At 66.2% G+C, this 26,572-nt stretch carries 28 protein-coding genes and 1 pseudogene; 24 read left to right on the top strand and 5 right to left on the bottom strand.

The annotated features are described in order from the left end of the window. The first annotated feature begins 69 nt into the window (after nt 1–69). Both AC1M0F_RS06535 and metE read left to right on the top strand, forming a co-directional pair. Nucleotides 70–1,035 (top strand): methylenetetrahydrofolate reductase, encoded by a 966-nt coding sequence (locus AC1M0F_RS06535; protein ID WP_480237415.1) that lies wholly within the window; start codon nt 70–72, stop codon nt 1,033–1,035. After that, nucleotides 1,032–3,366: pseudogene (gene metE, locus AC1M0F_RS06530) on the top strand (5-methyltetrahydropteroyltriglutamate--homocysteine S-methyltransferase). Before AC1M0F_RS06535 ends, metE begins: the two are co-directional and overlap by 4 nt. Before the next feature lie 60 nt (nt 3,367–3,426). Here metE and lexA read toward each other — a convergent pair. Beyond that, a complete protein-coding gene (lexA, locus tag AC1M0F_RS06525; protein ID WP_480237414.1) occupies nt 3,427–4,155 on the bottom strand; it encodes a transcriptional repressor LexA in 729 nt (242 codons plus the stop codon). A 274-nt stretch (nt 4,156–4,429) separates the two neighbouring features. Between lexA and AC1M0F_RS06520 the strand changes: the two genes are divergently transcribed. From AC1M0F_RS06520 to AC1M0F_RS06480, 9 genes are all read left to right on the top strand, one after another. Then, on the top strand, nt 4,430–4,852 hold the full coding sequence (locus tag AC1M0F_RS06520) for a LysM peptidoglycan-binding domain-containing protein (RefSeq protein WP_480237413.1): 423 nt from the start codon (nt 4,430–4,432) through the stop codon (nt 4,850–4,852). 53 nt (nt 4,853–4,905) lie between these two features. Continuing rightward, the gene (locus tag AC1M0F_RS06515; RefSeq protein ID WP_480237412.1) at nt 4,906–5,988 is read left to right on the top strand and encodes a histidinol-phosphate transaminase; all 1,083 of its coding nucleotides are present in this window, start codon (nt 4,906–4,908) and stop codon (nt 5,986–5,988) included. After that, the gene (gene hisB, locus AC1M0F_RS06510; RefSeq protein WP_480237411.1) at nt 5,985–6,593 is read left to right on the top strand and encodes an imidazoleglycerol-phosphate dehydratase HisB; all 609 of its coding nucleotides are present in this window, start codon (nt 5,985–5,987) and stop codon (nt 6,591–6,593) included. Before AC1M0F_RS06515 ends, hisB begins: the two co-directional genes overlap by 4 nt. After that, nucleotides 6,590–7,240: an imidazole glycerol phosphate synthase subunit HisH gene (hisH, locus tag AC1M0F_RS06505; RefSeq protein ID WP_480237410.1), complete on the top strand. Its 651-nt coding sequence runs from the start codon at nt 6,590–6,592 to the stop codon at nt 7,238–7,240. The genes hisB and hisH overlap by 4 nt, the downstream gene beginning before the upstream one ends. A 47-nt stretch (nt 7,241–7,287) precedes the next feature. Beyond that, the gene (gene priA / locus AC1M0F_RS06500) at nt 7,288–8,034 is read left to right on the top strand and encodes a bifunctional 1-(5-phosphoribosyl)-5-((5-phosphoribosylamino)methylideneamino)imidazole-4-carboxamide isomerase/phosphoribosylanthranilate isomerase PriA (protein WP_480237409.1); all 747 of its coding nucleotides are present in this window, start codon (nt 7,288–7,290) and stop codon (nt 8,032–8,034) included. After that, entirely contained in the window at nt 8,018–8,785 is a 768-nt protein-coding gene (locus AC1M0F_RS06495) for an SseB family protein (protein WP_480237408.1), read from the top strand. Before priA ends, AC1M0F_RS06495 begins: the two co-directional genes overlap by 17 nt. Nucleotides 8,786–8,863: 78 nt before the next feature. Continuing rightward, nucleotides 8,864–9,304, top strand: coding sequence for a helix-turn-helix transcriptional regulator (locus AC1M0F_RS06490; protein ID WP_480237407.1), 441 nt, complete (start codon nt 8,864–8,866; stop codon nt 9,302–9,304). A 10-nt stretch (nt 9,305–9,314) separates the two neighbouring features. Then, complete coding sequence (locus tag AC1M0F_RS06485) at nt 9,315–9,725, top strand: VOC family protein (RefSeq protein ID WP_480237406.1); 411 nt, start codon at nt 9,315–9,317, stop codon at nt 9,723–9,725. A 106-nt stretch (nt 9,726–9,831) separates the two neighbouring features. Further along, nucleotides 9,832–10,344: an SRPBCC family protein gene (locus tag AC1M0F_RS06480; protein WP_480237405.1), complete on the top strand. Its 513-nt coding sequence runs from the start codon at nt 9,832–9,834 to the stop codon at nt 10,342–10,344. Between the two features lie 15 nt (nt 10,345–10,359). Here AC1M0F_RS06480 and AC1M0F_RS06475 read toward each other — a convergent pair whose 3' ends face one another. The 3 genes from AC1M0F_RS06475 to AC1M0F_RS06465 all read right to left on the bottom strand — a co-directional run bounded on the left by AC1M0F_RS06475 (nt 10,360) and on the right by AC1M0F_RS06465 (nt 13,195). Further along, nucleotides 10,360–11,106: an SDR family oxidoreductase gene (locus AC1M0F_RS06475; RefSeq protein ID WP_480237404.1), complete on the bottom strand. Its 747-nt coding sequence runs from the start codon at nt 11,104–11,106 to the stop codon at nt 10,360–10,362. A gap of 99 nt (nt 11,107–11,205) precedes the next feature. Continuing rightward, the gene (locus tag AC1M0F_RS06470) at nt 11,206–12,114 is read right to left on the bottom strand and encodes a sigma factor-like helix-turn-helix DNA-binding protein (protein WP_480237403.1); all 909 of its coding nucleotides are present in this window, start codon (nt 12,112–12,114) and stop codon (nt 11,206–11,208) included. A gap of 172 nt (nt 12,115–12,286) precedes the next feature. After that, nucleotides 12,287–13,195: an RNA polymerase sigma-70 factor gene (locus AC1M0F_RS06465; RefSeq protein ID WP_480237402.1), complete on the bottom strand. Its 909-nt coding sequence runs from the start codon at nt 13,193–13,195 to the stop codon at nt 12,287–12,289. Nucleotides 13,196–13,390: 195 nt separating this feature from the next. On the opposite strand from AC1M0F_RS06465, the gene AC1M0F_RS06460 reads away from it, so the two are divergent. From AC1M0F_RS06460 to AC1M0F_RS06450, 3 genes are all read left to right on the top strand, one after another. Then, entirely contained in the window at nt 13,391–14,152 is a 762-nt protein-coding gene (locus AC1M0F_RS06460; RefSeq protein WP_480237401.1) for an SDR family oxidoreductase, read from the top strand. A gap of 85 nt (nt 14,153–14,237) precedes the next feature. Next, on the top strand, nt 14,238–14,696 hold the full coding sequence (locus tag AC1M0F_RS06455; RefSeq protein WP_480237400.1) for an LpqB family beta-propeller domain-containing protein: 459 nt from the start codon (nt 14,238–14,240) through the stop codon (nt 14,694–14,696). After that, the gene (locus tag AC1M0F_RS06450; RefSeq protein WP_480237399.1) at nt 14,693–16,456 is read left to right on the top strand and encodes a DUF5671 domain-containing protein; all 1,764 of its coding nucleotides are present in this window, start codon (nt 14,693–14,695) and stop codon (nt 16,454–16,456) included. Before AC1M0F_RS06455 ends, AC1M0F_RS06450 begins: the two co-directional genes overlap by 4 nt. 203 nt (nt 16,457–16,659) lie before the next feature. Here the strand turns inward: AC1M0F_RS06450 and AC1M0F_RS06445 are convergent, their stop codons facing one another. Then, complete coding sequence (locus AC1M0F_RS06445; RefSeq protein WP_480237398.1) at nt 16,660–17,025, bottom strand: DUF1844 domain-containing protein; 366 nt, start codon at nt 17,023–17,025, stop codon at nt 16,660–16,662. 163 nt (nt 17,026–17,188) lie between these two features. Here AC1M0F_RS06445 and infC point away from each other — a divergent pair, with 163 nt between their 5' ends. From infC to pheT, 10 genes are all read left to right on the top strand, one after another. Continuing rightward, nucleotides 17,189–17,878, top strand: a complete 690-nt coding sequence (gene infC / locus AC1M0F_RS06440; RefSeq protein ID WP_480237397.1) for a translation initiation factor IF-3 — start codon at nt 17,189–17,191, stop codon at nt 17,876–17,878. Further along, entirely contained in the window at nt 17,871–18,065 is a 195-nt protein-coding gene (gene rpmI, locus AC1M0F_RS06435; protein ID WP_196834244.1) for a 50S ribosomal protein L35, read from the top strand. Before infC ends, rpmI begins: the two co-directional genes overlap by 8 nt. A gap of 26 nt (nt 18,066–18,091) precedes the next feature. Further along, nucleotides 18,092–18,484, top strand: coding sequence for a 50S ribosomal protein L20 (gene rplT, locus AC1M0F_RS06430; protein ID WP_480237396.1), 393 nt, complete (start codon nt 18,092–18,094; stop codon nt 18,482–18,484). A gap of 108 nt (nt 18,485–18,592) precedes the next feature. Continuing rightward, nucleotides 18,593–19,402: a TrmH family RNA methyltransferase gene (locus tag AC1M0F_RS06425; protein WP_480237395.1), complete on the top strand. Its 810-nt coding sequence runs from the start codon at nt 18,593–18,595 to the stop codon at nt 19,400–19,402. An 83-nt stretch (nt 19,403–19,485) separates the two neighbouring features. Then, nucleotides 19,486–20,313: an amino acid ABC transporter ATP-binding protein gene (locus tag AC1M0F_RS06420; protein WP_480237394.1), complete on the top strand. Its 828-nt coding sequence runs from the start codon at nt 19,486–19,488 to the stop codon at nt 20,311–20,313. Between the two features lie 56 nt (nt 20,314–20,369). Beyond that, on the top strand, nt 20,370–21,269 hold the full coding sequence (locus AC1M0F_RS06415; RefSeq protein WP_480237393.1) for a glutamate ABC transporter substrate-binding protein: 900 nt from the start codon (nt 20,370–20,372) through the stop codon (nt 21,267–21,269). Nucleotides 21,270–21,354: 85 nt separating this feature from the next. After that, entirely contained in the window at nt 21,355–22,002 is a 648-nt protein-coding gene (locus AC1M0F_RS06410; RefSeq protein ID WP_480237392.1) for an amino acid ABC transporter permease, read from the top strand. Then, nucleotides 21,999–22,907: an amino acid ABC transporter permease gene (locus tag AC1M0F_RS06405; protein ID WP_480237391.1), complete on the top strand. Its 909-nt coding sequence runs from the start codon at nt 21,999–22,001 to the stop codon at nt 22,905–22,907. Before AC1M0F_RS06410 ends, AC1M0F_RS06405 begins: the two co-directional genes overlap by 4 nt. Nucleotides 22,908–22,949: 42 nt before the next feature. Beyond that, nucleotides 22,950–23,990 carry a phenylalanine--tRNA ligase subunit alpha gene (gene pheS, locus AC1M0F_RS06400; RefSeq protein WP_480237390.1) on the top strand — a complete coding sequence of 347 codons (1,041 nt, stop codon included), beginning with the start codon at nt 22,950–22,952 and terminating at the stop codon, nt 23,988–23,990. Next, nucleotides 23,991–26,516 carry a phenylalanine--tRNA ligase subunit beta gene (gene pheT, locus AC1M0F_RS06395; RefSeq protein ID WP_480237389.1) on the top strand — a complete coding sequence of 842 codons (2,526 nt, stop codon included), beginning with the start codon at nt 23,991–23,993 and terminating at the stop codon, nt 26,514–26,516. The last annotated feature ends 56 nt before the right edge of the window (nt 26,517–26,572 follow it).

Here is a 26,572-nt window from a genome sequence, read left to right as displayed (position 1 = left end):
GGGGTCGCGGCTGCCCGGCACACGTACCGCAGGCAACCGCAGAGTCCCACCATCGCCGAAAGCGTTGCCATGACCTCTCCGGACCCTCAGCCTCGAACCGGCGTGCCGTTCTCGTTCGAGCTGTACCCCCCGCGGACAGCCGAAACCGGTGTGGCACTCGAGACGACGATCAGGCGACTCGCGGATGCCGGTCCCCGCTTCATCTCGGTCACCTACGGAGCCGGAGGATCGTCTCAGCGGTCATCCCTCGACGTCCTCCGTTTCATCCGTGACCACACCGACGTCGACCCGCTCGCCCACCTCACCTGCGTCGGATCGACCGCCGCGGGCTCCAACCGCGTGATCCGTGAGTTCCTCGACGAGGGCATCACGAGTTTCCTCGCCCTTCGTGGTGACGCCCCGCATGGCGGTGAGGACGAGGTTCCGCTCGGCGACCTCCGCAGCGCCGCCGAGCTCGTCCAGCTGATCCACGGTGTCCAGGCCGAACGCGAACCGTACAGCGAATTCGACCTGCCAGGGCTGCCCAGCGCGAAGCGGGTGCAGCAGCGCCACAGGGTCAGAATCGGCGTCGCAGCCTTTCCCAACGGGCACCCGCGATCCAGGGGGACCGGTCAGGACATCGACACCCTCCTCGCCAAGCAGGCGGCAGGAGCGACGTTCGCGATCACCCAGCTGTTCTTCCACGCCGACGATTACCTCACCTTCGTGGAACGCGCGACACTCGCCGGCGTCCGGATCCCGATCCTCCCCGGAATCATGCCGATCACCGGGCCGGGCAGGCTTCGTCGCGTTCTCGAACTCACCGGTGAGGAGATCCCCGCCGATCTCGCGGTTGCCATCGAGATCGAGCCGACCGAAGAAGGCAGGCGCCGGATCGGCATCGACCACGCCGTCAGTCTCGCGGCAGAGGTTCTCGACGGGGGAGCCCCAGGGCTCCACCTCTACGCGTTCAACCAGCACAGCACTGTCCTGTCTGTCCTCTCCCACCTCGGCATCCCTCTGTCCCCATCACCCTCACGCAAGGAATTCGCATGACCGAACACACCCCATTCCCCACAGGGACGATCCTCGGCTATCCGCGCATCGGCGGGCGCCGTGAACTCAAGAAGGGCGTCGAGGCGTTCTGGGCGGGTCGCATCGACGCCGCCGAACTCGAGGCCACGGCCGCAGGGTTGCGCCGTGTCACGCGGGAGCGCCTCGCGGCGCTCGGTCTCGGCCGCACCGACTCCGCGATCCCTGAGAGCTTCTCGTTCTACGACCAGGTCCTCGACACCGCCGTCACCGTCGGTGCCATCCCGTCCCGTTTCTCCGATCTCGCGGATGCCGCCGGTCGCGTCGATCTCGCCGGGTACTTCGCCCTCGCGAGGGGCGAAGGCGACAGGGCCCCGCTGGAGATGACCAAGTGGTTCGACTCCAACTACCACTATCTGGTCCCGGAGATCGGCCGGGAGACGGCGTTCACACTCGCATCGGACCGGCTGGTCCGTGAGGTCGAGGAAGCCGTCGCCGCCGGGTTCGTGACCCGCCCTGTCCTCGTCGGCCCGGTGACCTTCCTGCTGCTCAGCAAGCCGAGCACCGACGCCCCGGCTGATTTTCGACCGTTGTCCCGTCTCGCCGAACTTCTCCCGGTGTACGCGGAGCTGCTGAAGCTCCTCGCCGCTGCCGGTGCCGAGTGGGTCCAGCTCGACGAGCCGGGTCTCGTCTCCGAGAGTTTCCTCGACGAGAGGACGGACATCCTCTCAGCGACCGAGGCGGCATACGAGTACCTCGGCTCCGTCGCAGGCAGGCCCTCCCCTCTTCGTTGCCGCACCCTACGGAGCCCTCGGTGACGCGCTCGCGCCGCTCGCGGCCTCCCCGGTCGAAGCGCTCGGACTCGATCTCGTGCGTGCCGGCGTCCCAGGGCCCGTCCCCGGCCTCGAGCGGAAGATCCTGGTCGGTGGTGTGATCGACGGCCACAACATCTGGCGGGGCGACCTCGCCGGCGCCTTCGAATCGCTGACCGCCCTCAGCGCGCTGTCTCCGGCCGTCTCGGCATCCACGTCGACGTCGTTGATCCACGTGCCCCACGACGTCGACGATGAGCCGGGCCTGGATGAGCGGCTGGCAAGCTGGCTGGCCTTCGCCGACCAGAAGGTCGGCCAGGTCGTCACGCTCGCAACGGGGCTTCGTGACGGTACCGACGCCATCCGCTCAGAAGTCGACGCGGCGTCCGCCGCTCTCGCCGACCGGCTGGCCGCCCCTGGAGTCCGGGACGGAGCGGTCAGGGGGCGCGAGACAGCGCTCACCGCCACCGACTTCACCCGGGGTGACTATGCGGCCCGGGTTTCCGCCCAGGCGGCAGCACTCGACCTTCCCTTCCTTCCGACGACGACCATCGGTTCGTTTCCGCAGACGGGCGACATCCGGCAGGCTCGGGCGCAGCACGTGCGCGGGACGCTGAGTGACGACGCGTATGAGGAGCGGATGCGCGAAGAGATCCGCCGGGTCGTCGACCTCCAGGAAGACCTGGGGCTCGATGTCCTCGTCCACGGCGAGCCAGAGAGAAACGACATGGTCCAGTACTTCGCCGAGAACCTCGACGGATTTGCGGTCACGACGAACGGCTGGGTGCAGTCGTACGGCAGCCGCTGTACGAGGCCCTCGATCCTCTGGGGCGACGTTTCACGGCCGAGGCCGATCACCGTCGACTGGAGTGCATACACCCAGTCGCTCACGGCGAAGCCGGTCAAGGGGATGCTGACCGGCCCGGTGACGATCCTCGCCTGGTCGTTCGTCCGCGACGACCAGCCGCTGGGCGAGACCGCCAGGCAGGTCGCACTCGCGCTCCGAGACGAGATCGCCGACCTCGAAGCCGCGGGTATCGGCGTCGTGCAGGTCGACGAACCAGCCCTGCGCGAGCTGTTGCCGCTGAGGAAAGCGGACCAGGCCGCATACCTCGACTGGTCGGTCGGGTCGTTCCGGCTCGCCACGGCAGGCGCGGCGGACGCCACCCAGATCCACACGCACCTCTGTTACTCCGAGTTCGGCGCGGTGATCGACGCGATCCGGAAGCTCGACGCGGATGTCACCAGCATCGAAGCGGCTCGGAGCCGGATGGACGTCGTCCACGACATCCGGGATTCGGGTTTCGACCATGGAATCGGACCCGGTGTGTACGACATCCACTCACCCCGCGTCCCGTCCGTCGACGAGATCCGGGAGCTGATCGAGCTCGCCGTCGCGGAGATCCCCGAGCGCCAGGTCTGGATCAACCCGGACTGCGGTCTGAAAACCCGCGGATACGACGAGACCGTCGCCTCACTGGCCAACATCGTCGAGGCCACACGCGTTGTGCGCGCCCACGCAGGCACTGCGGTCACCGCGTAGCGCGGACGCACAGAAGGGCGCCCCGGCAGATGCCGGGGCGCCCTTCTGTCGATGCCGAAATCAGACGGCGCGCAACACGGCCACGATTTTGCCCAGGACGTCGGCTTCATCGCCGAGGATCGGTTCGAAGCTGGAGTTGCGGGGAAGCAGCCAGGTGTGGCCGTCCCGCTGCCGGAAGACCTTCACCGTGGCTTCACCGTCGAGCATGGCGGCGACGATGTCGCCGTTCTCCGCCGTCTGCTGCTGGCGGACGACCACCCAGTCGCCGTCACAGATGGCCGCGTCGATCATCGACTCGCCCTGGACCTTCAGCATGAACAGGTCACCCTTGCCGACCAGCTGGCGGGGGAGGGGGAAGACTTCCTCGACCTGCTGGTCCGCCGTGATCGGCACACCGGCAGCGATCCGACCGACGAGCGGCACCATCGCCGCGTCACCGACAGGTGTCGTGTTCTCGAAGTCGACCTCTGAGGACTGCGAAGGAAGGTCGATCAGGATCTCGAGGGCCCGGGGACGGTTGGGGTCCCGACGGAGGTAGCCGCTGAGCTCGAGCTGGTTGAGCTGGTGCGTCACGCTCGACAGCGACGCCAGTCCGACCGCGTCGCCGATTTCGCGCATACTCGGCGGGTATCCCCGTGACGTCACCGAACGCTGGATGACGTCGAGGATGGCCAGCTGCTTCTCGCTCAGGCTCTTGCGTCGCCTGGTCGTCGGCTTGTCCGCGAGCACTCGCTTCGGCTTGGCAGGTGTGCCGGCGGCACCGCCTGCTTCCCTGTTGCTGAGCGTCATGTCACTCCCGTCTGGCGGGCGGCCCCGGCCAATGTCAGTGGTCGCTGGTTGGGTACAACCAGTAGCGAAACTCTAACCGCAGCACAGCAACCGGACAAACATTTGTTCGAGTGTGTCGGCAAGAAAATAGCGAAAAGTCCGAATACGGACTTGAATGTTCGAACAATCGAATATATATTCGGAACACAGCTTCGTATCCGGCCCTCCCGGCCGAGGGCCGGATACGAATACTCCGAAGCACCGCAGACGCAGAACCAGCAGCAGGAGGCACACCATGAGCACAGCAGTCGTCACCCCGATCCGCCCGGCACTCTCACACCGCCCGGCCCCGGCACGACCAACAGCGGTGCCGACCATGGGCGCCACCTCCGCTGCCCGGTCAAACGGAAGGCTCCGCCTGACCCGTCGCGGTCGTGTCGTCTTCACCTCCCTCGCTGCGGCCCCTTTGATCGCTCTTGCCGCATACATCGGCATCAACGCGATGCCGGCGGTCGCCACGTCGAGTTCGAGTGCCGTCGTCTTCGAGTACGCGACGATCGAATCCGGCCAGTCCCTCTGGCAGCTCGCGTCGAGCATCGCCCCGGAGGCCGATCCCCGCGACGTGATCGCCGACCTCATGCGCCTCAACCAGCTCGACAGTTCGACCGTCTCGCCCGGCCAGCGCATCGCCATCCCCGAGCAGTACTCCACCAACTGACCTGGCCGCCGGGTCCGGCAGGGAGAGACGCTCCACGCCGGTAAACTCAGTGGGTGAGTTCTCTCGAGTCCCTGCCCATCCGCGATGATCTTCGCGGCAAGTTCCCCTACGGGGCACCGCAGAAGAGCGTGCCGGTGGCCCTCAACGTCAACGAGAACACGCATCCGATCCCTGAGGCCGTCGCTCGCGACATCGTGACCTCGCTGGCTTCGGCCGTCCTCCGCGCAAACCGCTACCCGGACCGCGAATTCAGCGCTCTGCGTGACAGCCTCGCCGGCTACCTCGGGCACGGGCTCACCCGAGACAACATCTGGGCCGCGAACGGGTCGAACGAAGTCCTCCAGCACGTGCTCCAGGCCTTCGGCGGACCGGGTCGCACTGTGCTCGGTTTCACCCCGACCTACTCGATGTACTCGCTCCTCGCCTCAGGGACCGGCACGACCTGGCTCGATGCCGGGCGTGACGCGGAGTACGAACTGACGCCGGCGACCGCCGAAGCCGCCGTCACCGTTGCTCAGCCCGACCTCGTCTTTCTGTGCTCACCGAACAACCCCACGGGCACTCCGCTCTCGCTGGAGACGATCGAAGCCGTCTACGACGCGACAGACGGCATCGTCGTGGTCGACGAGGCGTATTTCGAGTTCGCGCCCCACGACATCCCGAGTGCGTTGACGCTCCTGCCCGGCCGTGACCGGCTTCTGGTCTCGCGGACGATGAGCAAGGCGTTCGCGTTCGCCGGCGTCCGCGTGGGCTACCTCGCAGCGGACCCGGCGGTGACGGATGCCCTCAGGCTGGTCCGGCTGCCGTACCACCTCTCCGCGCTGACGCAGGCTGCGGCAACAGCGGCCCTTGCCCACAGCGCCGAAATGCTCGCGATGGTCGACGACATCCGTGAGCAGCGGGACCGGATCACCGCCGGGCTCACCGAACTCGGATTCCACCCGTACCGGAGCCACAGCAACTTCGTCCTGTTCGGCGGAGTGGACGACCCGCACGCCCTGTTCGAAGCGCTGCTCGAACGCGGGATCCTCATCCGTGACATCGGGCTGCCTGGCCAGCTGCGCGTGACAGCGGGAACCGAAGCCGAGACCACCGCGTTTCTCGACGCCATGGCCGCGATAGGCTCGAAAGCATGAGCACGCCACAGCGAACCGCCCGGATCCAGCGCGAGACGAGCGAATCGAGCATCGATCTGTCGATCAACCTCGACGGCACCGGCGTCAGTGACATCGACACGACCGTGCCGTTCTACGACCACCTGCTGACGGCGTTCGCGAAGCACTCCCTGACCGACCTCACCGTGCGGGCGAAGGGTGACATCGAGATCGATGTGCACCACACGGTGGAGGACATCGGGATCGCCCTCGGCCAGGCCATCAAGCAGGCCCTCGGTACCAAAGCGGGCATCTCGCGCTTCGGCGACGCGCTCGTCCCGCTCGACGAGGCGCTGGTTCAGGCGGTCGTCGACATCTCCGGGCGCCCGTTCCTCGTGCACACCGGTGAGCCGAGCGGATTCGAGTACCACCTCATCGGCGGCCACTTCACCGGTTCGATGGTCCGTCACGTGTTCGAGGCGATCAGCTTCAACGCGGCTCTGACCGTTCACGTCACCGTCCTCGGAGGACGCGACCCACACCACATCGCCGAGGCCGAGTTCAAAGCCTTCGCCCGTGCCTTCCGCCAGGCCAAAGCACTCGACCCCCTGGTCTCAGGCATTCCGTCGACGAAGGGCGCGCTGTGACGGCAGCGTCCCTCCCTCGCGTCGTCGTCCTCGACTACGGCAGCGGAAACGTCCACTCGGCGGTAAAGGCCCTCGAAGCTGCGGGGGCCTCGGTCGAACTCACCGGTGACCACCGGCGCGCGCTCGACGCCGACGGTCTCGTCGTGCCGGGTGTCGGAGCTTTCAGCGCAGTGATGCAACAGCTCGAGAAGTCCCGCAGCGCCGAGGTCATCGACCGCCGGCTCGCGGGGGGCCGCAAGGTGCTCGGGATCTGCGTCGGTATGCAGGTTCTGTTCGAGCACGGCGTCGAACGCGGAACGGACACCGAGGGTCTCGGTGAGTGGCCGGGAGCCGTCACCGAACTCGATTCACCTGTGCTGCCCCACATGGGCTGGAATACCGTCGATGCGCCCGAAGATTCGGTGCTGTTCGCGGGGCTGCGTGACGAACGCTTCTATTTCGTGCACTCATACGCCGCACAACACTGGACGCTCGACGTCATGCCCCCGTTCCCTCAGCCGCGCGTGACCTGGTCCGAACACGGCGCCCGATTCATCGCGGCCGTGGAGAACGGGCCACTGTCCGCCACCCAGTTCCACCCCGAGAAGTCAGGGGAAGCCGGCATCCGGCTGCTGTCGAACTGGATCGGCACACTGACCACCGACTGAATACCCTGCGGCATGCAGATGCCACACCCGATCGATCAAGGACAATCATGAGTGAGTTCAACACGACCCCGAAGCTCGTACTGCTTCCAGCGGTCGATGTTGCCGACGGGAAGGCCGTCCGGCTGACCCAGGGCGAGGCCGGAACCGAAACCAACTACGGCGACCCCGTGGACGCAGCCGCTGACTGGGCTCACCAGGGCGCGGAGTGGATCCACCTCGTGGACCTCGACGCCGCGTTCGGCCGTGGCAACAACTCCGGGCTCATCCGGAAGGTGATCAAGCAGGTCCGCGGCGTGAACGTCGAACTCTCCGGCGGTATCCGCGACGACGCTTCCCTCGAAGCCGCTCTTGCGACCGGCGCGAAGCGGATCAACCTCGGAACAGCCGCTCTCGAGAACCCGGAGTGGGCCGCGAACGTCATCGGCCAGTACGGTGAAGCCGTCGCCGTCGGACTCGACGTTCGCGGAACCACGCTCGCGGCACGGGGGTGGACCAGAGACGGCGGCGACCTGTGGACCGTCATCGACCGTCTCGAGCAGGCCGGCTGCGCACGATACGTGCTGACAGACGTCACCAAGGACGGCACCCTGCAGGGCCCCAACATCGAACTGCTCCGCCAGGTCCTCGAGCGCACGAACCGCCCCGTGGTCGCGTCCGGCGGTGTGTCCAGCCTCGACGACCTCGTCGCGCTGCGCTCGCTCGTGCCGCTCGGCCTCGAAGGGGCGATCGTCGGCAAGGCCCTCTACGCCGGCGCGTTCACACTGGCCGAGGCGCTGGATGTCGCATCAGATTAACCCGGCGGATTCGGCCGGGCAGCCCTGGGAGGGGCGATCGTTCGAGGAGAATACGCACGCCTCGGATGACGGGTCTGCGCCGCAGCACCTGATCGACGCCCTCGCGCGTTTCCGCGGGGGAGAGGCCGGTGAGACGGATGTCGTCGACGCGTTCCGCACGGCACGTCTGCTGATCCCGCTTGTCGCCCATGCCGGCGAGGTCGGTATCGGTCCGTCGGGGCAGAGGGTCGACAAGACACAGGAACTCTCGATCGTGACGGTGGCCGGCCCGGACGGACGCAACGTGCTCCCGGTGTTCTCGTCGGTCGGAGCGATGTCAGCGTGGAACTCGCAGGCGAGACCGGTACCCGCCGACGGCATCCGCGTCGCCCTCGCGGCGGCGAGCGAGCAGACCGACCTGGTCGTGCTCGACCCGACGAGCGACACCGAGTTCGCGATCCGGCGACCTGCCCTCTGGGCGATCGCCCAGTCCCAGCCATGGCTTCCCGGGTATGCGAACCCGGACGTACTCGACGCCTTCCTGACGAGCGTGAGGACCGAGCTGGCCGTGCTCAACGTTCGCCTCGCCCCCGGAGACCCGTCCGCACGACTCGGCGGGCCTGAGGTGGTCGTTCGGCTCGAACTGGTCGATGGCCTCACGCGCGCCGAGCTCGACGCCACGTTGAACCGGCTGGCCCAGAGGTGGGCGGCCAGCGACATCATCGCCACCCGTGTCGATTCGCTCCGAGTGACGCTCGAAGCGTCGCGCTGATGCATCCCGCTCAACTCGCCGCCGGATCCGGCAGCGCAGCCCCCTGACGCCGCAGGACGCGGATGCTACCGTGACATCATGACCCCGCAGGAGCTCGAGAACCTCGCTCACCTCAGGCGTGCGCGGGATCTGATCGACCGTGAGTACGCGAAGCCGCTCGACGTTCCGACTCTGGCGCAGAAGGCGCTCATGTCGCCGGCGCACTTTTCCCGCCAGTTCCGCGCCGCATACGGTGAGACCCCCTATTCCTACCTGATGACACGGAGGATCGAGCGGGCGATGGCCTTGCTGCGGGCGGGCGCGAGCGTCACCGATGCCTGCATGGCCGTCGGTTGTACCTCCCTCGGATCATTCAGTTCACGCTTCACCGAGATCGTCGGCGTGACACCGACGGCATACCGGGGCGGAACGCACGATGCGGTCAACGCCATGCCCGCCTGCGTGGCGAAGGCGCACACCCGGCCGGTGCGGAACGGATCGAGCAGGATCGAAGAAGCGAGCGACCAGACCGCGGCGTAATGTCTCGGTCATGACAATCGCACTTCAGTACACAAACATCACCGTCAACGACGTCGACGAGTCGCTCGCTTTCTACCGGGACGCACTCGGCCTCGCCGTGCAGAACGACGTGTCCTCAGGTGACTACCGCTGGGTCACCCTCGGCAGCGATGCCCAGCCGGGCCTCGGCATCGTCCTCTCCGAACCCCACGCCGGTCGCTCGCAGGCCGATGGCGACGCCATGCAGGAGCTCCTCACGAAGGGTGTGCTGCCGATGCTCGTCTTCCGTTCGGACGACGTCGACGCCACCTTCGAGACTCTGCGTGCCTCCGGCGCCGAAGTCCTGCAGGAGCCGATCGACCAGGGCTGGGGTCCCCGCGACTGCGCGTTCCGTGACCCGTCGGGAAACACGGTCAGGATCTCGCAGGCGCCGGCGGCCTGATCGGGACCAGGCACCGAGACGCGTTGGAAACGCGCGCCCCCCGGAGTGCCGCTTGATCTTCGTCCCCGTCGGTGGTCCCATGGAGAAGACCGAATGGAGCCAGGGCATGCCGCAGCCAACAGGACGAGTGACCAGAGGGCCGGGCGAGTTCTTCGAGCTCACCCTCACCCGCACATTCGACGCGCCACGGGAAGAGGTGTGGGCGAGTCTCACCGAGTCCGACCTGACCGCAGGCTGGCTCGGCCTCTGGCGGGGTGAGCCAGGGGCCGGGCGAACGATCGAACTCCAGATGACTTTCGAAGAAGGGGATGCCTGGAGTCCGGCTCGCATCGACGTGTGCGATCCGCCCGAACGGATCTTCGTGACCACGCTGAACGAGTCAGGGAACTGGCCGCTCGAAGCGCTCCTCGCCGAGAGTGACGGTCGGACCACGCTCACGTTCATCCACCATCTGTCCGATGCGGCGCTTGCGGAGTTCAGCGGGCCGGGGTGGGAGTACTACCTCGACAACCTGGTCGCGTACCGTGCCGGCCAGCCGCTGCCGGACTTCGCCGACTACTACCCGGCACAGGCCGAGTACTACCTTGCTGAGGCAGGTCGGGTCGCACCGCAGGCCTGACGCCTGCGGCAGGGATCAGGCGTTCGCCGTCAGCCAGTCGGTGAGTGTTGTCGGCGCGCGGGGCCCGTCGACGGTGGGCACGAGGGTGTCCTCGGACATGTGCGCGCCGAAGTACGGCGCCTCGGGGTCTGCCACGACCGTTCGCGGGTCACCGCGGAACTCGAGCGCGCGGGCCACGATCTCGTCGAAGCGGCCCCGCTCCGGCCCTGCGACGTCGACGATCCCGTTGAGGGGCGCGGATGCGGCCGTCCGTGCGACGACGGTTGCGACGTCTTCCGCCGCAACCGGCTGGAAAGCCACTGGGGGAAGTGAGACGGTGTTCCCCGATGTGGCCGTGGCCGCGATTCCCGCGATGAACTCGAAGAACTGTGTGGCGTGCACGATCGAGTACCCAAGGCCGGACTCCGTGATCAGCTTTTCCTGAGCAGCCTTGGCTGTGAAGTAGCCTCCCTCTGACGGACGCTCGACCCCGACGATCGAGAGCGCGACGTGGTGCCCCACTCCGGCGACCTTCTCGGCGGCGAGGAGGTTCGATGTGGATGTGGTGAAGAAGTCCAGCACTGCCTGGTCTTCGAACGATGGCGAGTTCGAGACGTCGACGACGACATCGGCGCCGACCAGCACCTCAGCCACGCCTTCCCCTGTGATCGTGTTGACCCCAGTGTTCGGAGAAGCGGCGACGGCGTCGTGGCCGTGCGCCGTGAGCTTCTGGACGACTTTCGAGCCGATGAGCCCGGTTCCGCCGATGACGACGATCTTCATGATTGCTCTTTTCGTGTGGGTGCCCGAGGCGGGCGCCACCGGGTCATCAGCTTTGACCGGTCCGCCCTCCCGTTTGTGACGGCGGCTCCGGATCGACCGTCATGGCGTGTTCCAGCGGCGCAGCTTTTCCGGGTTCAGGACGATCCAGATGTCATGAACCGTGTCACCCCTCGCATCGAGGCTGAGCACACCGATGACGCTGTCGTCGCGTCGGAAGACGAGGCCGGCGTGGCCGTTCACGGACTGAGGGGTCGCAACCATGTCTGGCGCTGTGGCCAGAAGCCTGACGAGGAGTCGCGCCGACCGTCTGCTGCCGTTGACCGGTTCGACTGGCACACGCACCTTGCCGCCGCCGTCGGTGAGGACCGTGACGTCCGGGTGCAGCAAACCGGCGACCGCGTCCTCGTCGCCGGTTTCGCAGGCGCGCAACAGCGCGAGCACGGTCTCGTCGTGCCGGACGGCGGGGAGTTCGCCTCTGCGACTGGAACGAATTCGCTGGCGGGCGTGACGGGCGAGGGACCGGGATGCGTCCGGGCTCCGCCCGACGACGTCGGCGATCACGTCGTAGGACACACCGAACACGTCGTGGAGGATGAAGGCGACGCGCTCGGCAGGCGCGAGCGACTCGAGGGTGACCATCAGCAGCATATTGAGCGAGTCGTCGAGCGTGATCCGGTCCTCGACGTCGATCCGAGCGCTGGGGGCCGAGGCATGCGGGACCGGCTCGGGGAGCCATTCGCCCGGGTACTGGCTTCGACGGGTGTCCGCCGAATCGAGCAGGTCGAGGGCCAGTCGGGACACCTCCCGGGTGAGCCAGACGCGCGGTTCGGGAATCGCTGCTCGTTCAGAGGCCGTCAGTCGATGCCAGTGCGCGTAGCACCTGTCGACAGCGAGCTCTGATTCGGCCGACGAGCCCAGCAAGCGGAAGGCGACGTCGAGCAGGTGCCTGCGCTCGCCGACGATTGCGCTGAGCGACGTATCGTCCGGGTGGTCGTCTTGCGGCGTCATCGCTCACCGCCACTCAGGCGATGTCTGGCGGCGATCCTGAAGTACGGGTCTGGATGGCGATCGTCGATGAAATGCACTGTTGCTCCGTCAGTAATGTCATGAGTACTGACAACGCGGAGGGCGAGTTTGTGACGCGGAATCGCAGATCCGGTGCCGATCGCCGTCGATCGAGTCAGGCGACCGTCGCGGAGACGCGAGTCAGCTTGTCAGGATTCATCATCCACATCAGCTGAAGGATGCCGTCGGGCGACGCCGTGAGGGTCACAGCGGTCGAGACCCGCCCGTCCTCCGAGAGCGTTACTGCCGGTTGTCCGTTGAGCTCCACCCAGTCGATCGTCTTTCCCTTCCAGAAATGGCCGGAGAACGCGGCGACGAACTTGGCGACGCGCGAGCGTCCGATCACAGGAATCCTCGCGGCGAGTTTGACGCCGTTTCCGTCGGAGTAACTGACCACGTCTGCGGCGAAGAGTTCCTCGAGGGCAGTGACGTCCCCGCTCTGCGCTGCGACCAGGAACGCTTCGAGGAGACGTTTCTGTTCGGACGACGCGACCTGCGCGCTTCGCTCGGCGAGCAGGTGCTTGCGCGCCCTGCTGACGAGCTGGCGTGCCGCAGCCTCGTTGAGCTGGACGATGTCCGCGATCTGGCTGTACGGGTAGTCAAAGGCTTCGCGGAGTACGTACGCAGCGCGTTCAGTCGGGGTGAGTTTTTCGAGCAGGAGCAGTACCGCGAAGCCCAGCGCCTCACCACGCTCGGCCCCGAGTTCCGGGTCGTCGTTCGTGTTGACCGGTTCGGGAAGCCACGGGCCGATGTACGTCTCGTGCCTCGACCGTGCCGACTGGAGGAAGTTGATCGACAAACGGGTCGTCGCCGTTGCCAGGAATGCAGCAGGCTCGAGCACGGTGTCCCTGTCGTACCGCTGCCAGCGGATCCACACCTCCTGAACGATGTCTTCCGCATCCGACGAACTGCCGAGCATCCGGTATGCGATGCCGAACAGCCTGCGCCTGACTCCTGCGAACACACTGACCGCGTGTTCCAGGTCTGAGGGGTGGTCATCCTGTGGCGGCACGGTGTCGGTCACTGTGGTTCCTCCTGCGCGAACGGTGTGCGAGGCACGAGGGGCGCTGTGCCCCACAAGGTTAGACCGCGTAGCCCGTCGAACTGTGACAGGTCGGGCGAACGGAATGGGGGATCGCGTCACGAAACCTCCCTCCGTCCGGTCAGAGCTGACGACATCCCGCTCGCCGAGCGGGACTCCCCATCGAGAGGAAACACGATGCGAATCGTCGTCATCGGAGGCACAGGCCTCATCGGAACCAAGGTCGTCGCGAAGCTTGCCATCCAGGGACACGACTCCGTGGCCGCATCCCGCGCCACCGGGGTCAATTCGTTCACAGGTGAGGGACTCACTGCCGTCCTTGAGAACGCCGACGTCGTCGTCGACGTGTCGAACTCGTCGTACACAGATGAGAGCGGAGCGCTCGAGTTCTTCTCCGGCTCCACCCTCAATCTCCTCACCTACGGTGCCGCGGCAGGCGTCCGCCACCATGTCGCGCTCTCCGTTGTCGGCACCGACCGGCTCGCGCAGACCGAACGCGGCTACTTCTTCGCCAAGGACGCCCAGGAGACCCTCCTCAAGCGATCGTCGATGCCGTACTCCATCGTGCACGCGACCCAGTTCTTCGAGTTCGTACGCAGCATCGGGGACGCCGCAACCCGCGACAACCGGATCCATCTGGCACACGCTCTCGTCCAGCCGATGGCCGCGGACGACGTCGCTCTCTTCGTCGCAGGAACCGCCATCGGTGAGCCGACCGGCGGCACGACCGAGTTCGGCGGACCGGAGCAGTTCACGATGGCCGATCTCATCGCCCTGGAACTTCGCTCGAGGCGGGATTCGCGCCAGGTCGTCGCCGACCCACTGGCCCGCTACTTCGGCAACACGCTGAGCGAACGCGAACTCCTGCCGGGTGATGACGCGATTCTCTCGACCACCCGGTTCGAGGAATGGCTGCAGCTCGCGGACGTGCCGGTGTGACAACTTTTACCACCGTGGGCACTGGTCGGTTTCAGCCTCGTTCGTGGAGTATCGGCGCTCGCCGCCTGTGCGACATACTGACCACATGACCACAGCACCGGCACCAGCCCGGCGGACATTGATCGTCCTCCTCTCCGTCATCGCGGTACTCGTGATCGTCTCCCTCGTCGTCGTCTTCACGCGCGGCGCCCCAGAGCTCCTCGACGAGTCGACCCCGGAGGGCGTCGTCCAGCGCTACTCCACAGCAGTGCTCGAGGGAGACGAGAGCAGGGCGATCGGCTATCTCTCCAACGACGCGAAGGAACAGTGCGGGACCGTAGAGAGCACTGTAAGCGACGACGTCCGGGTCACGCTCGTGTCGACGGATCTGCGAGACGATTCGGCAACCATCGCCGTGCGGATCACCCGGCATGACGGGGGACCCTTCGGCTCGGAATACAGCTACGAAGACAACTTCCGCCTCATCTCGTCCGGCAACGGCTGGCGGGTCGAGTCAGCACCGTGGGAGCTCATGGTGTGCCCGACGGACGGAACCGTCGAATGAGCGCCATGCAGGCGCCGTACGCCCCGGCCCCGGCGTCGTCCGCCGGTCAGACGATTCGTCGTCTCATCGTCTACACGCTGCTGTTCGCACTCGTCGTCATCACTGCCACTGGCCTGGCGGGGCTGCTCAGTCTCCTGCTCGCAGCGGAGCCGATCCTCGCCGGCGAGAACACGTCGAGCATCGCGCAGGGGCTGGCCTTCACACTGATCGGTGGACCGCTCGCTGCGCTCCTGTGGTGGTTGGTCTGGAGACGGCTCGCCGAACCGGCTGAGAGAGGATCGCTCTCCTGGGGCCTCTACATCGCCGCCGTGTCGATCGTGTCGCTCGTCAGCTTCGTGGCGTCGCTTCTCACATCCTTCTCCTCGCTCGTCGACGGCGACTGGGATAGCGTGAGCTTCGCCGGCGGGCTGGTCTGGGCGGTCGTCTGGGTGTTCCATCGCTGGATGTGGCGGCACGCCTCGAAGGGACCGCTCCGGCTGGCGAGCGTTCCGGCTGTCCTCGGTGCTGCGTTCGGCCTCGTGGTCGCGGTCGCCGGCGCCGTGTCCGCCCTCACGATCGTGTTCGACACAGCGATCGACGGTTTCGCGGACACCGCTCCGATCGGGGCACCGTGGTGGACGGCCGCCGTGCAGGCTCTCATCTGGGCGGTCGGCGGCATGGCGGTCTGGGCATGGCACTGGTATCGCGAGCGCGGCAGGACCGTGACCACGGTCTTTGCGAACGTCGTACTCATCGTGATCGGCGTCCTCGGCGCGACTCTGCTCACCCTCGGCGGAATCGGTACGGCGTTGTTCGTCGCGCTGCGGCTCCTGTTCGACAACACCGACCCGATGCGTGAGCTCGTCTCCCCGCTGGGCGTGGCCATCGCCGCTGCAGGGGTCGGGTCGCTGGTCTGGGTGTATCACCGCGGGATCGCCCTCGGCCGGTCGTCGTCGACTCGGCAGGCGAGCATCCTCGCGACGAGCGGAGTCGCGCTCGTCGCCGCCGCGTCGGGTCTCGGCGTGATCGTCAACTCGGCCCTCGGCATCCTGGCCACGCCGCTGGCGGGGGAGGACACGAGGACCCTCCTGCTCGGCGGCGTGAGCGCACTGATCGTGGGTGGCCCGGTCTGGTGGCTGACGTGGCGTCCACTCCAGCCAGCGGATGCCACGGCTCCACCCACAGGACGGCGCATCTACCTCATCGCTGTCTTCGGGCTGAGTGCCGTCGTCGCTCTCATCACCCTGCTCGTGATCGGCTTCCGGTTGTTCGAGTTCGTCCTTGACAGCGGCGAGAACGTCATCGACTCCGTCCGTGCTCCGATCGGACTCCTGACAGCAACGGCTCTCGTGGCGGGGTACCACTTCAGCGTCTGGCGGCATGACCGTGACGACGCCGCGACATCCGCCCCTCCGCCCCGCGCCCGCACGATCGGCGAGGTCGTCCTGGTGACCGGGGGAGACCCTGCACCCCTCGCGGAGGTCATCGAATCCGTCACGGGCGCATCGGTCACCGTGTGGAGAACGGCGTCGGCTGTCCCGCACGCGCCGCCGGCCGCGCTCGACACGTCCTTGCCGGGCGCCGCCTCGCAGGCGGTACCGGTACCTCCTCCTGTTGAGGACCTGCAGTCCGACGCGCAGGCGCCGGCCGAGTTGCAGCTCTCGTCAAACGCCCCGGATGTCGAGCGGCTCGCCCGTGCGCTCGATGGCGTCACGGGGAGGCGTGTGCTCGTACTCGCGGGTCCAGGCGCCCGCGTCGAGGTGATCCCCCTGGCCGACTGACCAATTTCTCCTACAAAAGTGGGAGGGGCCGGAGCCAGCGGGGCGACGACGTCGCGTGCCGAGGGTGTGGTCGGGCGCTCAGCCTTCCAGCCGCTCGTGAACTGGGCGCGGAGGGGGAGCGACGACTTGTTGTGCCGAGGGTGTGGTCGGGCGCCCATGGGCGCCGGTGCAATAAGTCGCCGCTCCACCGACCAAAAGGAGAGCTAGTTAACCGGCCCCGTCCATTTTTCTCCCGGCCCCTTGCCGATCGGATCCGGAATGACGGATGCCTCCCGGAACGCCAGCTGCAGTGACCGCAGTCCGTCGCGGAGGCTCCGTGCGTGCATGTCGCTGACCTCGGGTGCTCCGGCGGTGATGAGGCCGGCCAGGGCGTTGATGAGCTTCCGTGCCTCATCGAGATCCATCTGGCTCGCGGGGTCGTCGGCCAGTCCGCACTTGACGGCTGCTGCACTCATCAGGTGAACGGCGGTCGTGGTGATGACCTCGACGGCGCCGACATCCGCGATGTCGCGAGTGGCGTCGGGTGCTGCGTCCTCGATGTTGTCGTAAGGGGATTCGTTAGTGCTCAATGCCAACCTCTGCTAGACTGTAAGACGGCTCCGGGACTATGTCCTGGTACGAAAGAGGAAATTTCCCACCCGCGCTTGACCGCTTCACTAAGGTTACCGGGTTGTTGTACTCCGCCAGACGCATGGTTCCCATGCTGAGGTAGTCAGGGTACGAGCCGCTGTGATGGTCAATGGCCTCATGGTTGCGGTGTGTGATTTCTCCTCTCTCGCCCGGTGCAGGCATCCGTCTGGTCCGGTGGCTACGAGATTTGAATTAGAGGAGTTACGCATTAGCGATCCCCGTACAAACGACCGTATCCGCGTCCCCGAGGTCCGCCTCGTCGGTCCCGCCGGAGAACAGGTCGGCGTCGTCAAAATCGAGGTGGCATTGCGCCTGGCGCAGGATGCCGACCTCGACCTGGTCGAGGTCGCCCCGAACTCCAAGCCACCGGTCGCAAAGATCATGGATTACGGCAAGTTCAAGTACGAGGCTGCGCAGAAGGCCAAGGAGGCCAGGCGCAACCAGGCGAACACCATCCTCAAAGAGGTCCGGTTCCGCCTCAAGATCGACAAGCACGACTACGAGACAAAGCGCAAGCGTGCTGAGGGCTTCCTCAAGGCCGGCGACAAGGTCAAAGCAATGATCCTGTTCCGCGGCCGTGAGCAGTCCCGCCCCGACCAGGGTGTTCGCTTGCTCCAAAAATTTGCCGAAGATGTGGCGGAGCTGGGCACTGTTGAGTCCTCTCCGACCATCGACGGTCGAAACATGGTCATGGTGATTGGTCCTCTGAAGAACAAGTCAGAGGCCAAAGCCGAGGCCAACGCACATCGTGCTGCCACTAAGGCAGCGAAGCAGGAGGAAAACAATGCCTAAGCAGAAGACCCACTCCGGGGCCAAGAAGCGCTTCAAGCTCACCGGTTCCGGCAAGATCAAGAAGCAGCAGTCGGGCATGCGTCACAACCTCGAGGTGAAGTCCGGCCAGCGCAAGCGTCGCCTGAACACCGACCAGCTTGTTTCGAAGGCCGACACCAAGAACATCAAGAAGCTTCTCGGTCGCTAGACCAGACCCGTTAGGAATATAGACAAATGGCAAGAGTAAAAAGGGCGGTAAACGCTCACAAGAAGCGTCGGGTCATCCTCGAGCGCGCCGAGGGTTACCGCGGTCAGCGTTCACGCCTGTACCGGAAGGCCAAGGAGCAGGTCACCCACTCCATGGTCTACGCGTACCGTGACCGCCGCCAGAAGAAGGGTGACTTCCGTCGCCTGTGGATCCAGCGGATCAACGCGGCATCGCGTGCCAACGGCCTGACCTACAACCGCCTCATCCAGGGCCTCGGCCTTGCAGGCATCGAGGTCGACCGTCGCATCCTCGCTGAACTCGCCGTTCACGAGCCCGCCACGTTCGCCGCCCTCGTCGAGAGCGCCAAGAAGGCCCTCCCCGCCGACACGTCGGCTCCGAAGGCTGACGCTGCCGCGTAGTTCTCTTTCCTGAGAAGGGCGCCCACCATTCGGTGGGCGCCCTTTTCTGTGCCGCGTCGGGCGGCGGGCCGCCCAGTCGCCACCATGCCTCGCCCCTAGACTGGGGGAGTGCTTGATAACCCACGTTCTCCGCGCGTCCGAGCGGTCGCCAAACTGGCCAAACGACCCGCGCGACTCGAGACGGGCCTGTTCCTCCTCGAAGGTCCTCAGGCCGTCGCCGAGGCCCTGACCTTCCGCCCGCAGCTCCTGGTCGAGCTGTACGCGACCCCCACCGCCCTGGAGCGGTACACCGAGATCGCGCAGACCGCCGTCGATGCCGGCGTCGACATCGAGTTCGTCACCGAGGAGGTCCTCAATGTGATGAGCGACACGGTGACGCCGCAAGGCTTCATCGCCGTCGCACACCAGTTCCCCACGTCGATGAAAGACATCTTCGCCGCGAAGCCCCGACTGATCGCGATCCTCGAAGAGGTCCGCGACCCTGGCAACCTCGGAACCATCATCCGTGCCGCAGACAGCGCGGGGGCGGATGCCGTCATCCTGACCGGCAGGACCGTCGATCTGTACAACCCCAAGGTCGTCCGTTCGACGACCGGTTCTCTCTTCCACCTCCCGATCGCGGTGGGTGCCGAACTCCCCACGGTGATCCAGCGGGCGAAGGCGGCAGGGCTGCGCGTCCTCGCTGCCGATGTGAAGGGCGAGAGCCTCCTCGACGCCCGCGCATCCGGCGCCCTCGAGCAGCCGACGGCCTGGTTATTCGGCAACGAAGCGCACGGTCTCGCCGACGACCAGCTGCCGCTCGCCGACGCCGCGATCACCGTGCCGATCTACGGTCATGCGGAGTCCATGAACCTCGCCACGGCGGCATCCGTCTGCCTGTACGAGTCCGCATTCGCGCAGCGCAGCGCGGCATCCTGAGCTGCCCCTCTTTTTGGTTACAACTCAGTAACGGCAACTCGGCCGTCATGCGCGCGAAACACTGAGTCCCCTACGTTGGACCCATGGAGTCGAACGAGCAGGACGTACCGTCGGCAAATCAACCACCTCGCCCCCGGTATGAGACGACAAGCAATCCCATCGCAGCCGCACCAGGTGAACCCCTCGTGGTCGTGGAGGCTGTCGAGAAGTTCTTCGGCGACTTCCAGGCACTGAAGGACATCAACCTCACGGTCACCAAGGGTGAGGTCGTCGTCGTGATCGGGCCTTCGGGCTCCGGCAAGTCGACGCTCTGTCGTACCATCAACCGGCTCGAGACCATCAGCAAGGGCGAGATCCGGATCGACGGCAAGAAACTTCCCGAAGAGGGCAAGCAACTCGCCGCGCTCCGTGCGGACGTCGGCATGGTCTTCCAGTCGTTCAACCTTTTCGCCCACAAGACCATCCTCCAGAACGTCACGCTTGGGCCAATGAAGGTCCGCGGGCAGAGCAAGGCGGATGCCGAGAAGGCCGCGATGGTCCTGCTCGAGCGCGTCGGTGTCGCACAGCAGGCCAACAAGATGCCTGCGCAGCTCTCAGGCGGCCAGCAGCAGCGCGTCGCGATAGCGCGTGCCCTGGCCATGAAGCCGAAAGTCATGCTCTTCGACGAGCCGACGAGCGCCCTCGACCCCGAGATGATCAACGAGGTCCTCGACGTCATGGTCCAGCTCGCCGCCGAGGGGATGACGATGATCGTCGTGACCCACGAGATGGGCTTTGCCAGGAAGGCGGCCGACCGGGTCGTGTTCATGGCGGACGGCGAGATCGTCGAAGAGGCGACGCCAGAGCAATTCTTCACGACGCCCAAGAGCGACCGCGCGAAGGACTTCCTGTCGAAGTTGCTCACGCACTAGACCTGCACCAGCAGAGAGGGTCCGGCCAGCCGGCCCTCACGGAGAAAGGGAATGACATGAAGAAGAGATTGACGCTTCTTGCAGCAACAGCTGCAGCCGCGCTCGTGCTGACCGGTTGTGCCGGCGGCGAGGGGGAGCCTGGTTCCACCACTCCTGAAGAAGAAGAGGGCACCGGTCAGCTGTATGAGGTGGCGACGGACGTCGACCTCGAAGGCAGCCCGACGTTCGACGCCATGATGGAGCGGGGTACCGTCAAAATCGGTGTCAAGGAGGACCAGCCCAACCTGGGCTACCTCGACGCAGCGACGGGTGAGCGCACCGGTTTCGACATCGAGATCGCGAAGTGGATCGCCGCATCTCTCGGGTTCTCCGAGGACAAGATCGAGTACACCGCGATCCCCAGTGCGAACCGCGAAGCAGCCATCGTGAACGGTGACATCGACTACTACGTCGGCACCTACTCGATCAACGACGAGCGCAAGACCCAGATCGACTTCGCCGGACCGTATTTCGTGACCGGCCAGGGCATCCTCGTCAAGGCGGACAACGACGAGATCAAGAGCGAAGCCGACCTCGCCGGCAAGACGGTCTGTTCCGCGACCGGTTCGACGCCGATCCAGAACATCAAGGACAACTTCCCCGACACCGAGACCGAGGAATTCGACCTGTACTCCCAGTGCATCGAAGCTCTCAACGACGAGGTCGTGGATGCTGTGACCACCGATGAGGCCATTCTCATCGGCTACGCGGCACAGGACCCCGACAACCTCAAGGTCGTCGGCGAGCCGTTCACCGAGGAGCGTTACGGTGTCGGACTGCCTCTGGGTGACGACGCTCTCCGTGCGTTCATCAACGAGATGTTCACCGACGGTGGCGACACCTGGCAGGGCATCTACGATGCCACGCTCGGCCAGTCGGGCACCTCGGTCGACCAGCCCGAGGTCGACGCCTACTAAACCGCGATTCGGCGGCGGGACGTCAGTCCCGCCGCCGAACACGTTTCCGACAATCGACTGACACAGGGAAGAAGGTGGGGCCCGGGTGGATACCCTGATCAACAACATCGACCTCTTCGTCTCAGGATTTCGCAACACGCTGATCCTGTTCTTCTTCTCCGCGATCTTCGCCCTCGTGATCGGCACGGCGGTCGGCGCCATGCGCGTCTCTCCCGTGCCGGTCATGCGCGGGGTCGGAACGGTGTACGTCAACCTGATCCGGAACACCCCGCTGACTCTGCTGATGTTCTTCTTCGCGTTCGGCTACCCGAAACTCGACCTCGGCAACCTCTCATACACGACGCTGGCGATCATCGCCCTGAGCATTTACACGGCGACCTATGTCGCCGAGGTGCTGAGATCCGGGTTCAACACCGTTCCGCTCGGCCAGGCCGAGGCCGCACGGGCGATCGGTCTTCCGTTCGGTCCGACGATGTCCCTCGTGATCCTGCCGCAGGCATTCCGCGCGGTGATCCCGCCGATGATGAGCGTGTTCATCGCCCTGCTGAAGAACACGACTGTCGCCGCCGGGTTCTCCGTCGCCGAGGCCGGCACCATCCGGGCGAACCTGTCCGAGCGTGGCGAGCCGGCCATTGTCGTCCTGCTGTGGGTCGCCCTGATCTTCGTCCTCCTCGTTGGCCTCCTGTCCTGGCTCCAGCGCTATCTCGAACGTCGATGGAAGGTCCTCCGATGAGCAGCGTTCTCTACGACGCCCCCGGGCCCCGGGCCATCCGTCGCAACAGGATCATCGGGGTCTTCACCGTCCTTGTGCTCGCCGTCGGGCTCGGGTTCATCATTTATCAGCTCGCGCAGACCGGGCAGTTCTCGGCTGCGAAGTGGCGGCTCTTCACCTTCCCGCTCGTGCACCAGAAGGTGCTCGAAGCGCTGGGCGCCACCCTGACCGCTTTCGGTATCTCCGCCGTTCTCAGCCTCGTCCTCGGCTTCATCCTCTCGATCGGACGGCTGTCCGACCACGCCTGGATCCGCGTCCCGGTGTCCCTGTTCATCGAACTGTTCCGTGCCATCCCTGTTCTGATCCTGATGATGATCATGTACTACGGTCTTCCGCCGCTCGGCGTCACGTTCATCACGCCTCTCGTCGCTGTCGTCACAGCGCTGACGCTCTACAACGGCGCCGTTCTCGCCGAGGTGTTCCGCGCCGGCGTCGAGTCGCTTCCGTCCGGCCAGAAGGAGGCGGGTTACGCGCTCGGTCTCCGCAAGAGCGGGGTCATGTCGCTGATCGTCTACCCGCAGGCCATCCGCGCCATGATGCCGGTGATCATTTCGCAGCTGGTCGTCGTGCTCAAGGACACCGCCCTCGGCTTCATCGTCACCTTCCAGGAACTGCTCTACCTCGCCAAGTTCTACGGGGCACAGGTGACCTACGGGTCCCCGATCATCCCGGCGACGATCATCTTCGGAACGATCTACATCGCCCTGTGTCTCATCCTCGCGGCCGTGGCGAAGTGGGTGGAGGTCCGCACCCGCCGCAGCCCCAAGATCGCGAAGCCGGTCGGGCGCGGAGACGCGGGCGAAGATCCGACGAATGCGCCGTTCGTCGGTCAGGGGATCGGCCAGGGCGCAGCTCCCATCCAGTAGGACTGCAGAAGGCGGCTGCGCCACTCGGTAGACTTGGGGATCGTGTCCGACTCTCCCATGATTTCCGAAACCACCGTGAACGCTGCGGTGGAGGCGGCGCTCGAGGCCATCGCGGCCGCAGCCGACTCCTCCGCCCTCAAGCAGGTGCGCACCGAGCACACCGGGGAGTCCTCGCCGCTGGCGAAACTCAACGGGTCGCTGCGCTCCGTCGCCCCCGACCAGAAAGCCTCGCTCGGCAAGCTCGTCGGCCAGGCTCGAGGCCGCGTGAACGCGGCTTTCGCGGCGCGCGAGGAGGAGATCCTCCAGGCCGAGGACGCGGCACAGCTCGAGGCTGAAACCGTCGACGTGACCGCGCTTCCGAGCCGCTACCGGGCCGGGGCGCGGCATCCGCTCACCCTCCTGCAGGACCGGGTGTGCGACGTGTTCACCGGCATGGGCTGGGAGATCGCGGAAGGGCCGGAGGTCGAGAGTGAGTGGTTCAACTTCGACGCACTCAACTTCGACGCCGACCACCCGGCGCGGGCCATGCAGGACACGTTCTTCGTCGACCCGCCCGAAGCGCACCTCGTGCTGCGCACGCACACCTCGCCTGTGCAGGTCCGATCGATGCTCGACCGCGAACTGCCGGTCTACGTTCTCGCACCCGGCCGTGTGTACCGCACAGACGAGTTCGACGCGACGCACCTGCCCGTGTTCATGCAGTTCGAGGGCCTCGCCGTCGACAAAGGCCTGACCATGGCGCATCTCAAGGGCACGCTCGACCACTTCGTGAAGTCGATCTTCGGCGACGAAGCGAAGATCCGCCTGCGCCCGAGCTACTTCCCGTTCACCGAGCCGAGCGCCGAACTCGACTTCTGGCACCCGACGTTCAAGCACGGTCCGCGCTGGATCGAGTGGGGTGGCTGCGGAATGATCAACCCGAACGTCCTCCGCGCCGCAGGGATCGACCCCGAGGTCTACTCCGGGTTCGCCTTCGGCATGGGCGTCGAGCGTGGGCTGATGCTCCGGAACGACGTGCAGGACATGCGAGAAATGGTCGAGGGCGACATCCGCTTCTCCCAGCAGTTTGGAATGGTGGTTTAAATGCGGGTCCCGCTGAGCTGGCTGGCAGAATACGTCGACCTCGCCCACGGCACGACCACGGACGACGTGCACGCCGCACTCGTCACGGTCGGACTGGAAGAGGAGGATGTCCACACGTTCGACGTCTCCGGCCCCATCGTCGTCGGCGAGGTCCTCGAATTCGTCGAGGAGCCGCAGAAGAACGGCAAGACCATCCGCTGGTGCCAGGTGCGCGTCGCTCCCGACGGCGAGACCGCCGCCGACGGCGGCCCTGCCGTGCACGGCATCGTCTGTGGTGCTGACAACTTCTACGTCGGTGACAAGGTCGTCGTGACTCTCCCCGGCGCCGTCCTTCCCGGCCCGTTCCCGATCGCGGCGCGCAAGACCTACGGGCACGTCTCCGACGGCATGATCGCATCGACCCGTGAACTCGGCCTCGGTGACGAGCACGACGGAATCCTCCGCCTGTCGACCCTCGGCGTCGACGCAGAGGTCGGCACGGATGCCATCGCTCTTCTCGGCCTTGACGATGCGGCCGTCGAGATCAACGTCACCCCCGACCGCGGCTACGCGTTCTCCATCCGCGGTGTCGCCCGCGAGTACTCCCACGCGACCGGTGCGGCGTTCCGCGACCCGGCGACCCGACCGGAACTCGACGTTCCTCTCGGCGACGGGTTCCCCGTCGCCATCGACGACGCAGACCCGATCCGCGGCCAGCAGGGCGTCAGCGTGTTCGCGACACGGATCGTCCGGGGCGTGGACGCCTCCCGTCCGACCCCGCCCTGGATGGTCTCGCGACTGAAGCTCGCCGGCATCCGGTCGATCTCGGTCCTCGTCGACATCACCAACTACGTGATGCTCGAGCTCGGGCAGCCCATCCACGGTTACGACCTCGACAAGCTCACCGGTGGAATCGTTGTGCGTCGCGCCATCCCCACCGAGACGATCCACACCCTCGACGGGCAGACACGCACCCTCGACCGTGAAGACCTGCTGATCACCGACGGATCGGGAGCCATCGGCCTCGCCGGTGTCATGGGCGGTGCACTCACCGAAATGAGCGAAGACACGAAGAACGTGCTCATCGAGGCCGCGAACTTCGACCCCGTGTCGATCGCCAGGTCGGCCCGCAGGCACAAGCTGCCCAGCGAGGCATCCCGGCGGTTCGAACGCGGTGTCGACCCGCGCATCGCCGTTGCCGCGGTCTCCCGCGTGGCCGAACTCATGGTGTCTCTCGCCGGCGGCACAGCGGATGCCTCGTCGAGCGTCGTCGGGCAGGCGTCCGAGCCCAGCCCGATCGTGCTCCCTGACGGCTATGTCTCCACGCTCATCGGTGTGGACTACACCGACGACGAGATTCGGACATCGCTCCAGGAGATCGGGGCTGCGACGGCGGACGCAGACGGCGGACTGCTCGTCACACCACCGACCTGGCGCCCGGACATCACTGACAAGTCGGATCTGGCCGAGGAAGTCGCCCGCATAGTCGGGTACGACCGCATCCCGTCGGTCCTCCCCGTCGCTCCGGCCGGCCGTGGGCTGACCCGCGCCCAGCGGATCCGTCGTACCGTGGCGGACACGCTCGCTGCGGCCGGCGCCACGGAGGTTCTGTCGTTCCCATTCCTCCGCCAGAGCGCCAACGACCTCTACGGCTCGCCCGTCGACGGTCCGGTGCCTGCCGTCAGGATCGCCAATGCTCTCGACGCCAGCGCCCCGTACCTTCGCACGTCGCTTCTGCCCGGCCTGATCGAGTCCGCCAGGCGCAACCTGTCGCGCGGCCTCGTCGACCTGTCGCTGTTCGAAGTCGGCCTCGTCTTCACCCCGGAGTCCGGCGTGACCTACGGAACGGCCACCCTTCCGTCCGGCGTCGAACGCCCGAGCGACGAACAGCTCGCTGAGCTCAACGCGGGCATCCCGCCGCAGCCACGCCGTGTCGGTGTGCTCATCCTCGGGAACACCGTCGCCAAACAGCCAGGCCAGCCGGCTGTTCCGTCAGGGATCGCAGACGCACTCGACGCCGTGCAGCGGATCGCCCTCGCAACGGGCGGCACCATCGACATCGTCCAGGGCAGCCACAAGGCGCTGCACCCCGGGCGCACCGCCGAACTCCGTGTCGGCGACACGGTCATCGGGTACGCCGGGGAACTGTTGCCTGCCATCGCGGCCGAGGCGGATCTTCCCCGAGTGGTGGCCGTGGCCGAACTGGACCTCGACGCGCTCATCGAAGCGACGGCATCCACCCTGCTGGCTCACCCGATCCGCGCTCTGCCCGCTGCGACGCAGGACCTGTCGCTCGTCGTCCGCCGGTCCACGCCGGCAGCCGACGTGCTCGCTGCCGTCCGTGAGGGCGCAGGCGATCTTCTCGAAGACATCCGTCTCGTCGACGACTACCGCGGACAGGGCATCGCCGAAGACGCGAAGAGCCTCACCTTCGCGTTGCGGTTCCGTGCAGACGATCGCACGCTGACGGCCGCCGAAGCATCGGACGCGAAGCTCGCCGGCTCCGCCCTTGCTGCGGAGCGGTTCGGGGCGGCAATCCGCGACTAGGCATTCATCGAACGTGCACTCGTGGCTCGAAAACCTGACGTTTTCGAGCCACAGTT

Source organism: Mycetocola sp. Y719, from assembly GCF_056713205.1.
Note: the sequence above shows the minus strand (reverse complement) of the source record. Positions and strands in the feature narration are given on the sequence as shown.

Excerpts from the sequence above, each read along its gene's own strand:
- AC1M0F_RS06535 (WP_480237415.1), top strand. The coding sequence starts at position 70 with ATGACCTCTCCGGACCCTCAGCCTCGAACCGGCGTGCCGTTCTCGTTC.
- lexA (WP_480237414.1), bottom strand. The coding sequence starts at position 4,155 with ATGACGCTCAGCAACAGGGAAGCAGGCGGTGCCGCCGGCACACCTGCC.
- AC1M0F_RS06520 (WP_480237413.1), top strand. The coding sequence starts at position 4,430 with ATGAGCACAGCAGTCGTCACCCCGATCCGCCCGGCACTCTCACACCGC.
- hisB (WP_480237411.1), top strand. The coding sequence starts at position 5,985 with ATGAGCACGCCACAGCGAACCGCCCGGATCCAGCGCGAGACGAGCGAA.
- priA (WP_480237409.1), top strand. The coding sequence starts at position 7,288 with ATGAGTGAGTTCAACACGACCCCGAAGCTCGTACTGCTTCCAGCGGTC.
- AC1M0F_RS06495 (WP_480237408.1), top strand. The coding sequence starts at position 8,018 with ATGTCGCATCAGATTAACCCGGCGGATTCGGCCGGGCAGCCCTGGGAG.
- AC1M0F_RS06490 (WP_480237407.1), top strand. The coding sequence starts at position 8,864 with ATGACCCCGCAGGAGCTCGAGAACCTCGCTCACCTCAGGCGTGCGCGG.
- AC1M0F_RS06485 (WP_480237406.1), top strand. The coding sequence starts at position 9,315 with ATGACAATCGCACTTCAGTACACAAACATCACCGTCAACGACGTCGAC.
- AC1M0F_RS06480 (WP_480237405.1), top strand. The coding sequence starts at position 9,832 with ATGCCGCAGCCAACAGGACGAGTGACCAGAGGGCCGGGCGAGTTCTTC.
- AC1M0F_RS06475 (WP_480237404.1), bottom strand. The coding sequence starts at position 11,106 with ATGAAGATCGTCGTCATCGGCGGAACCGGGCTCATCGGCTCGAAAGTC.
- AC1M0F_RS06470 (WP_480237403.1), bottom strand. The coding sequence starts at position 12,114 with ATGACGCCGCAAGACGACCACCCGGACGATACGTCGCTCAGCGCAATC.
- AC1M0F_RS06460 (WP_480237401.1), top strand. The coding sequence starts at position 13,391 with ATGCGAATCGTCGTCATCGGAGGCACAGGCCTCATCGGAACCAAGGTC.
- AC1M0F_RS06455 (WP_480237400.1), top strand. The coding sequence starts at position 14,238 with ATGACCACAGCACCGGCACCAGCCCGGCGGACATTGATCGTCCTCCTC.
- AC1M0F_RS06450 (WP_480237399.1), top strand. The coding sequence starts at position 14,693 with ATGAGCGCCATGCAGGCGCCGTACGCCCCGGCCCCGGCGTCGTCCGCC.
- infC (WP_480237397.1), top strand. The coding sequence starts at position 17,189 with ATGGTCAATGGCCTCATGGTTGCGGTGTGTGATTTCTCCTCTCTCGCC.
- rpmI (WP_196834244.1), top strand. The coding sequence starts at position 17,871 with ATGCCTAAGCAGAAGACCCACTCCGGGGCCAAGAAGCGCTTCAAGCTC.
- rplT (WP_480237396.1), top strand. The coding sequence starts at position 18,092 with ATGGCAAGAGTAAAAAGGGCGGTAAACGCTCACAAGAAGCGTCGGGTC.
- AC1M0F_RS06420 (WP_480237394.1), top strand. The coding sequence starts at position 19,486 with ATGGAGTCGAACGAGCAGGACGTACCGTCGGCAAATCAACCACCTCGC.
- AC1M0F_RS06415 (WP_480237393.1), top strand. The coding sequence starts at position 20,370 with ATGAAGAAGAGATTGACGCTTCTTGCAGCAACAGCTGCAGCCGCGCTC.
- AC1M0F_RS06405 (WP_480237391.1), top strand. The coding sequence starts at position 21,999 with ATGAGCAGCGTTCTCTACGACGCCCCCGGGCCCCGGGCCATCCGTCGC.
- pheT (WP_480237389.1), top strand. The coding sequence starts at position 23,991 with ATGCGGGTCCCGCTGAGCTGGCTGGCAGAATACGTCGACCTCGCCCAC.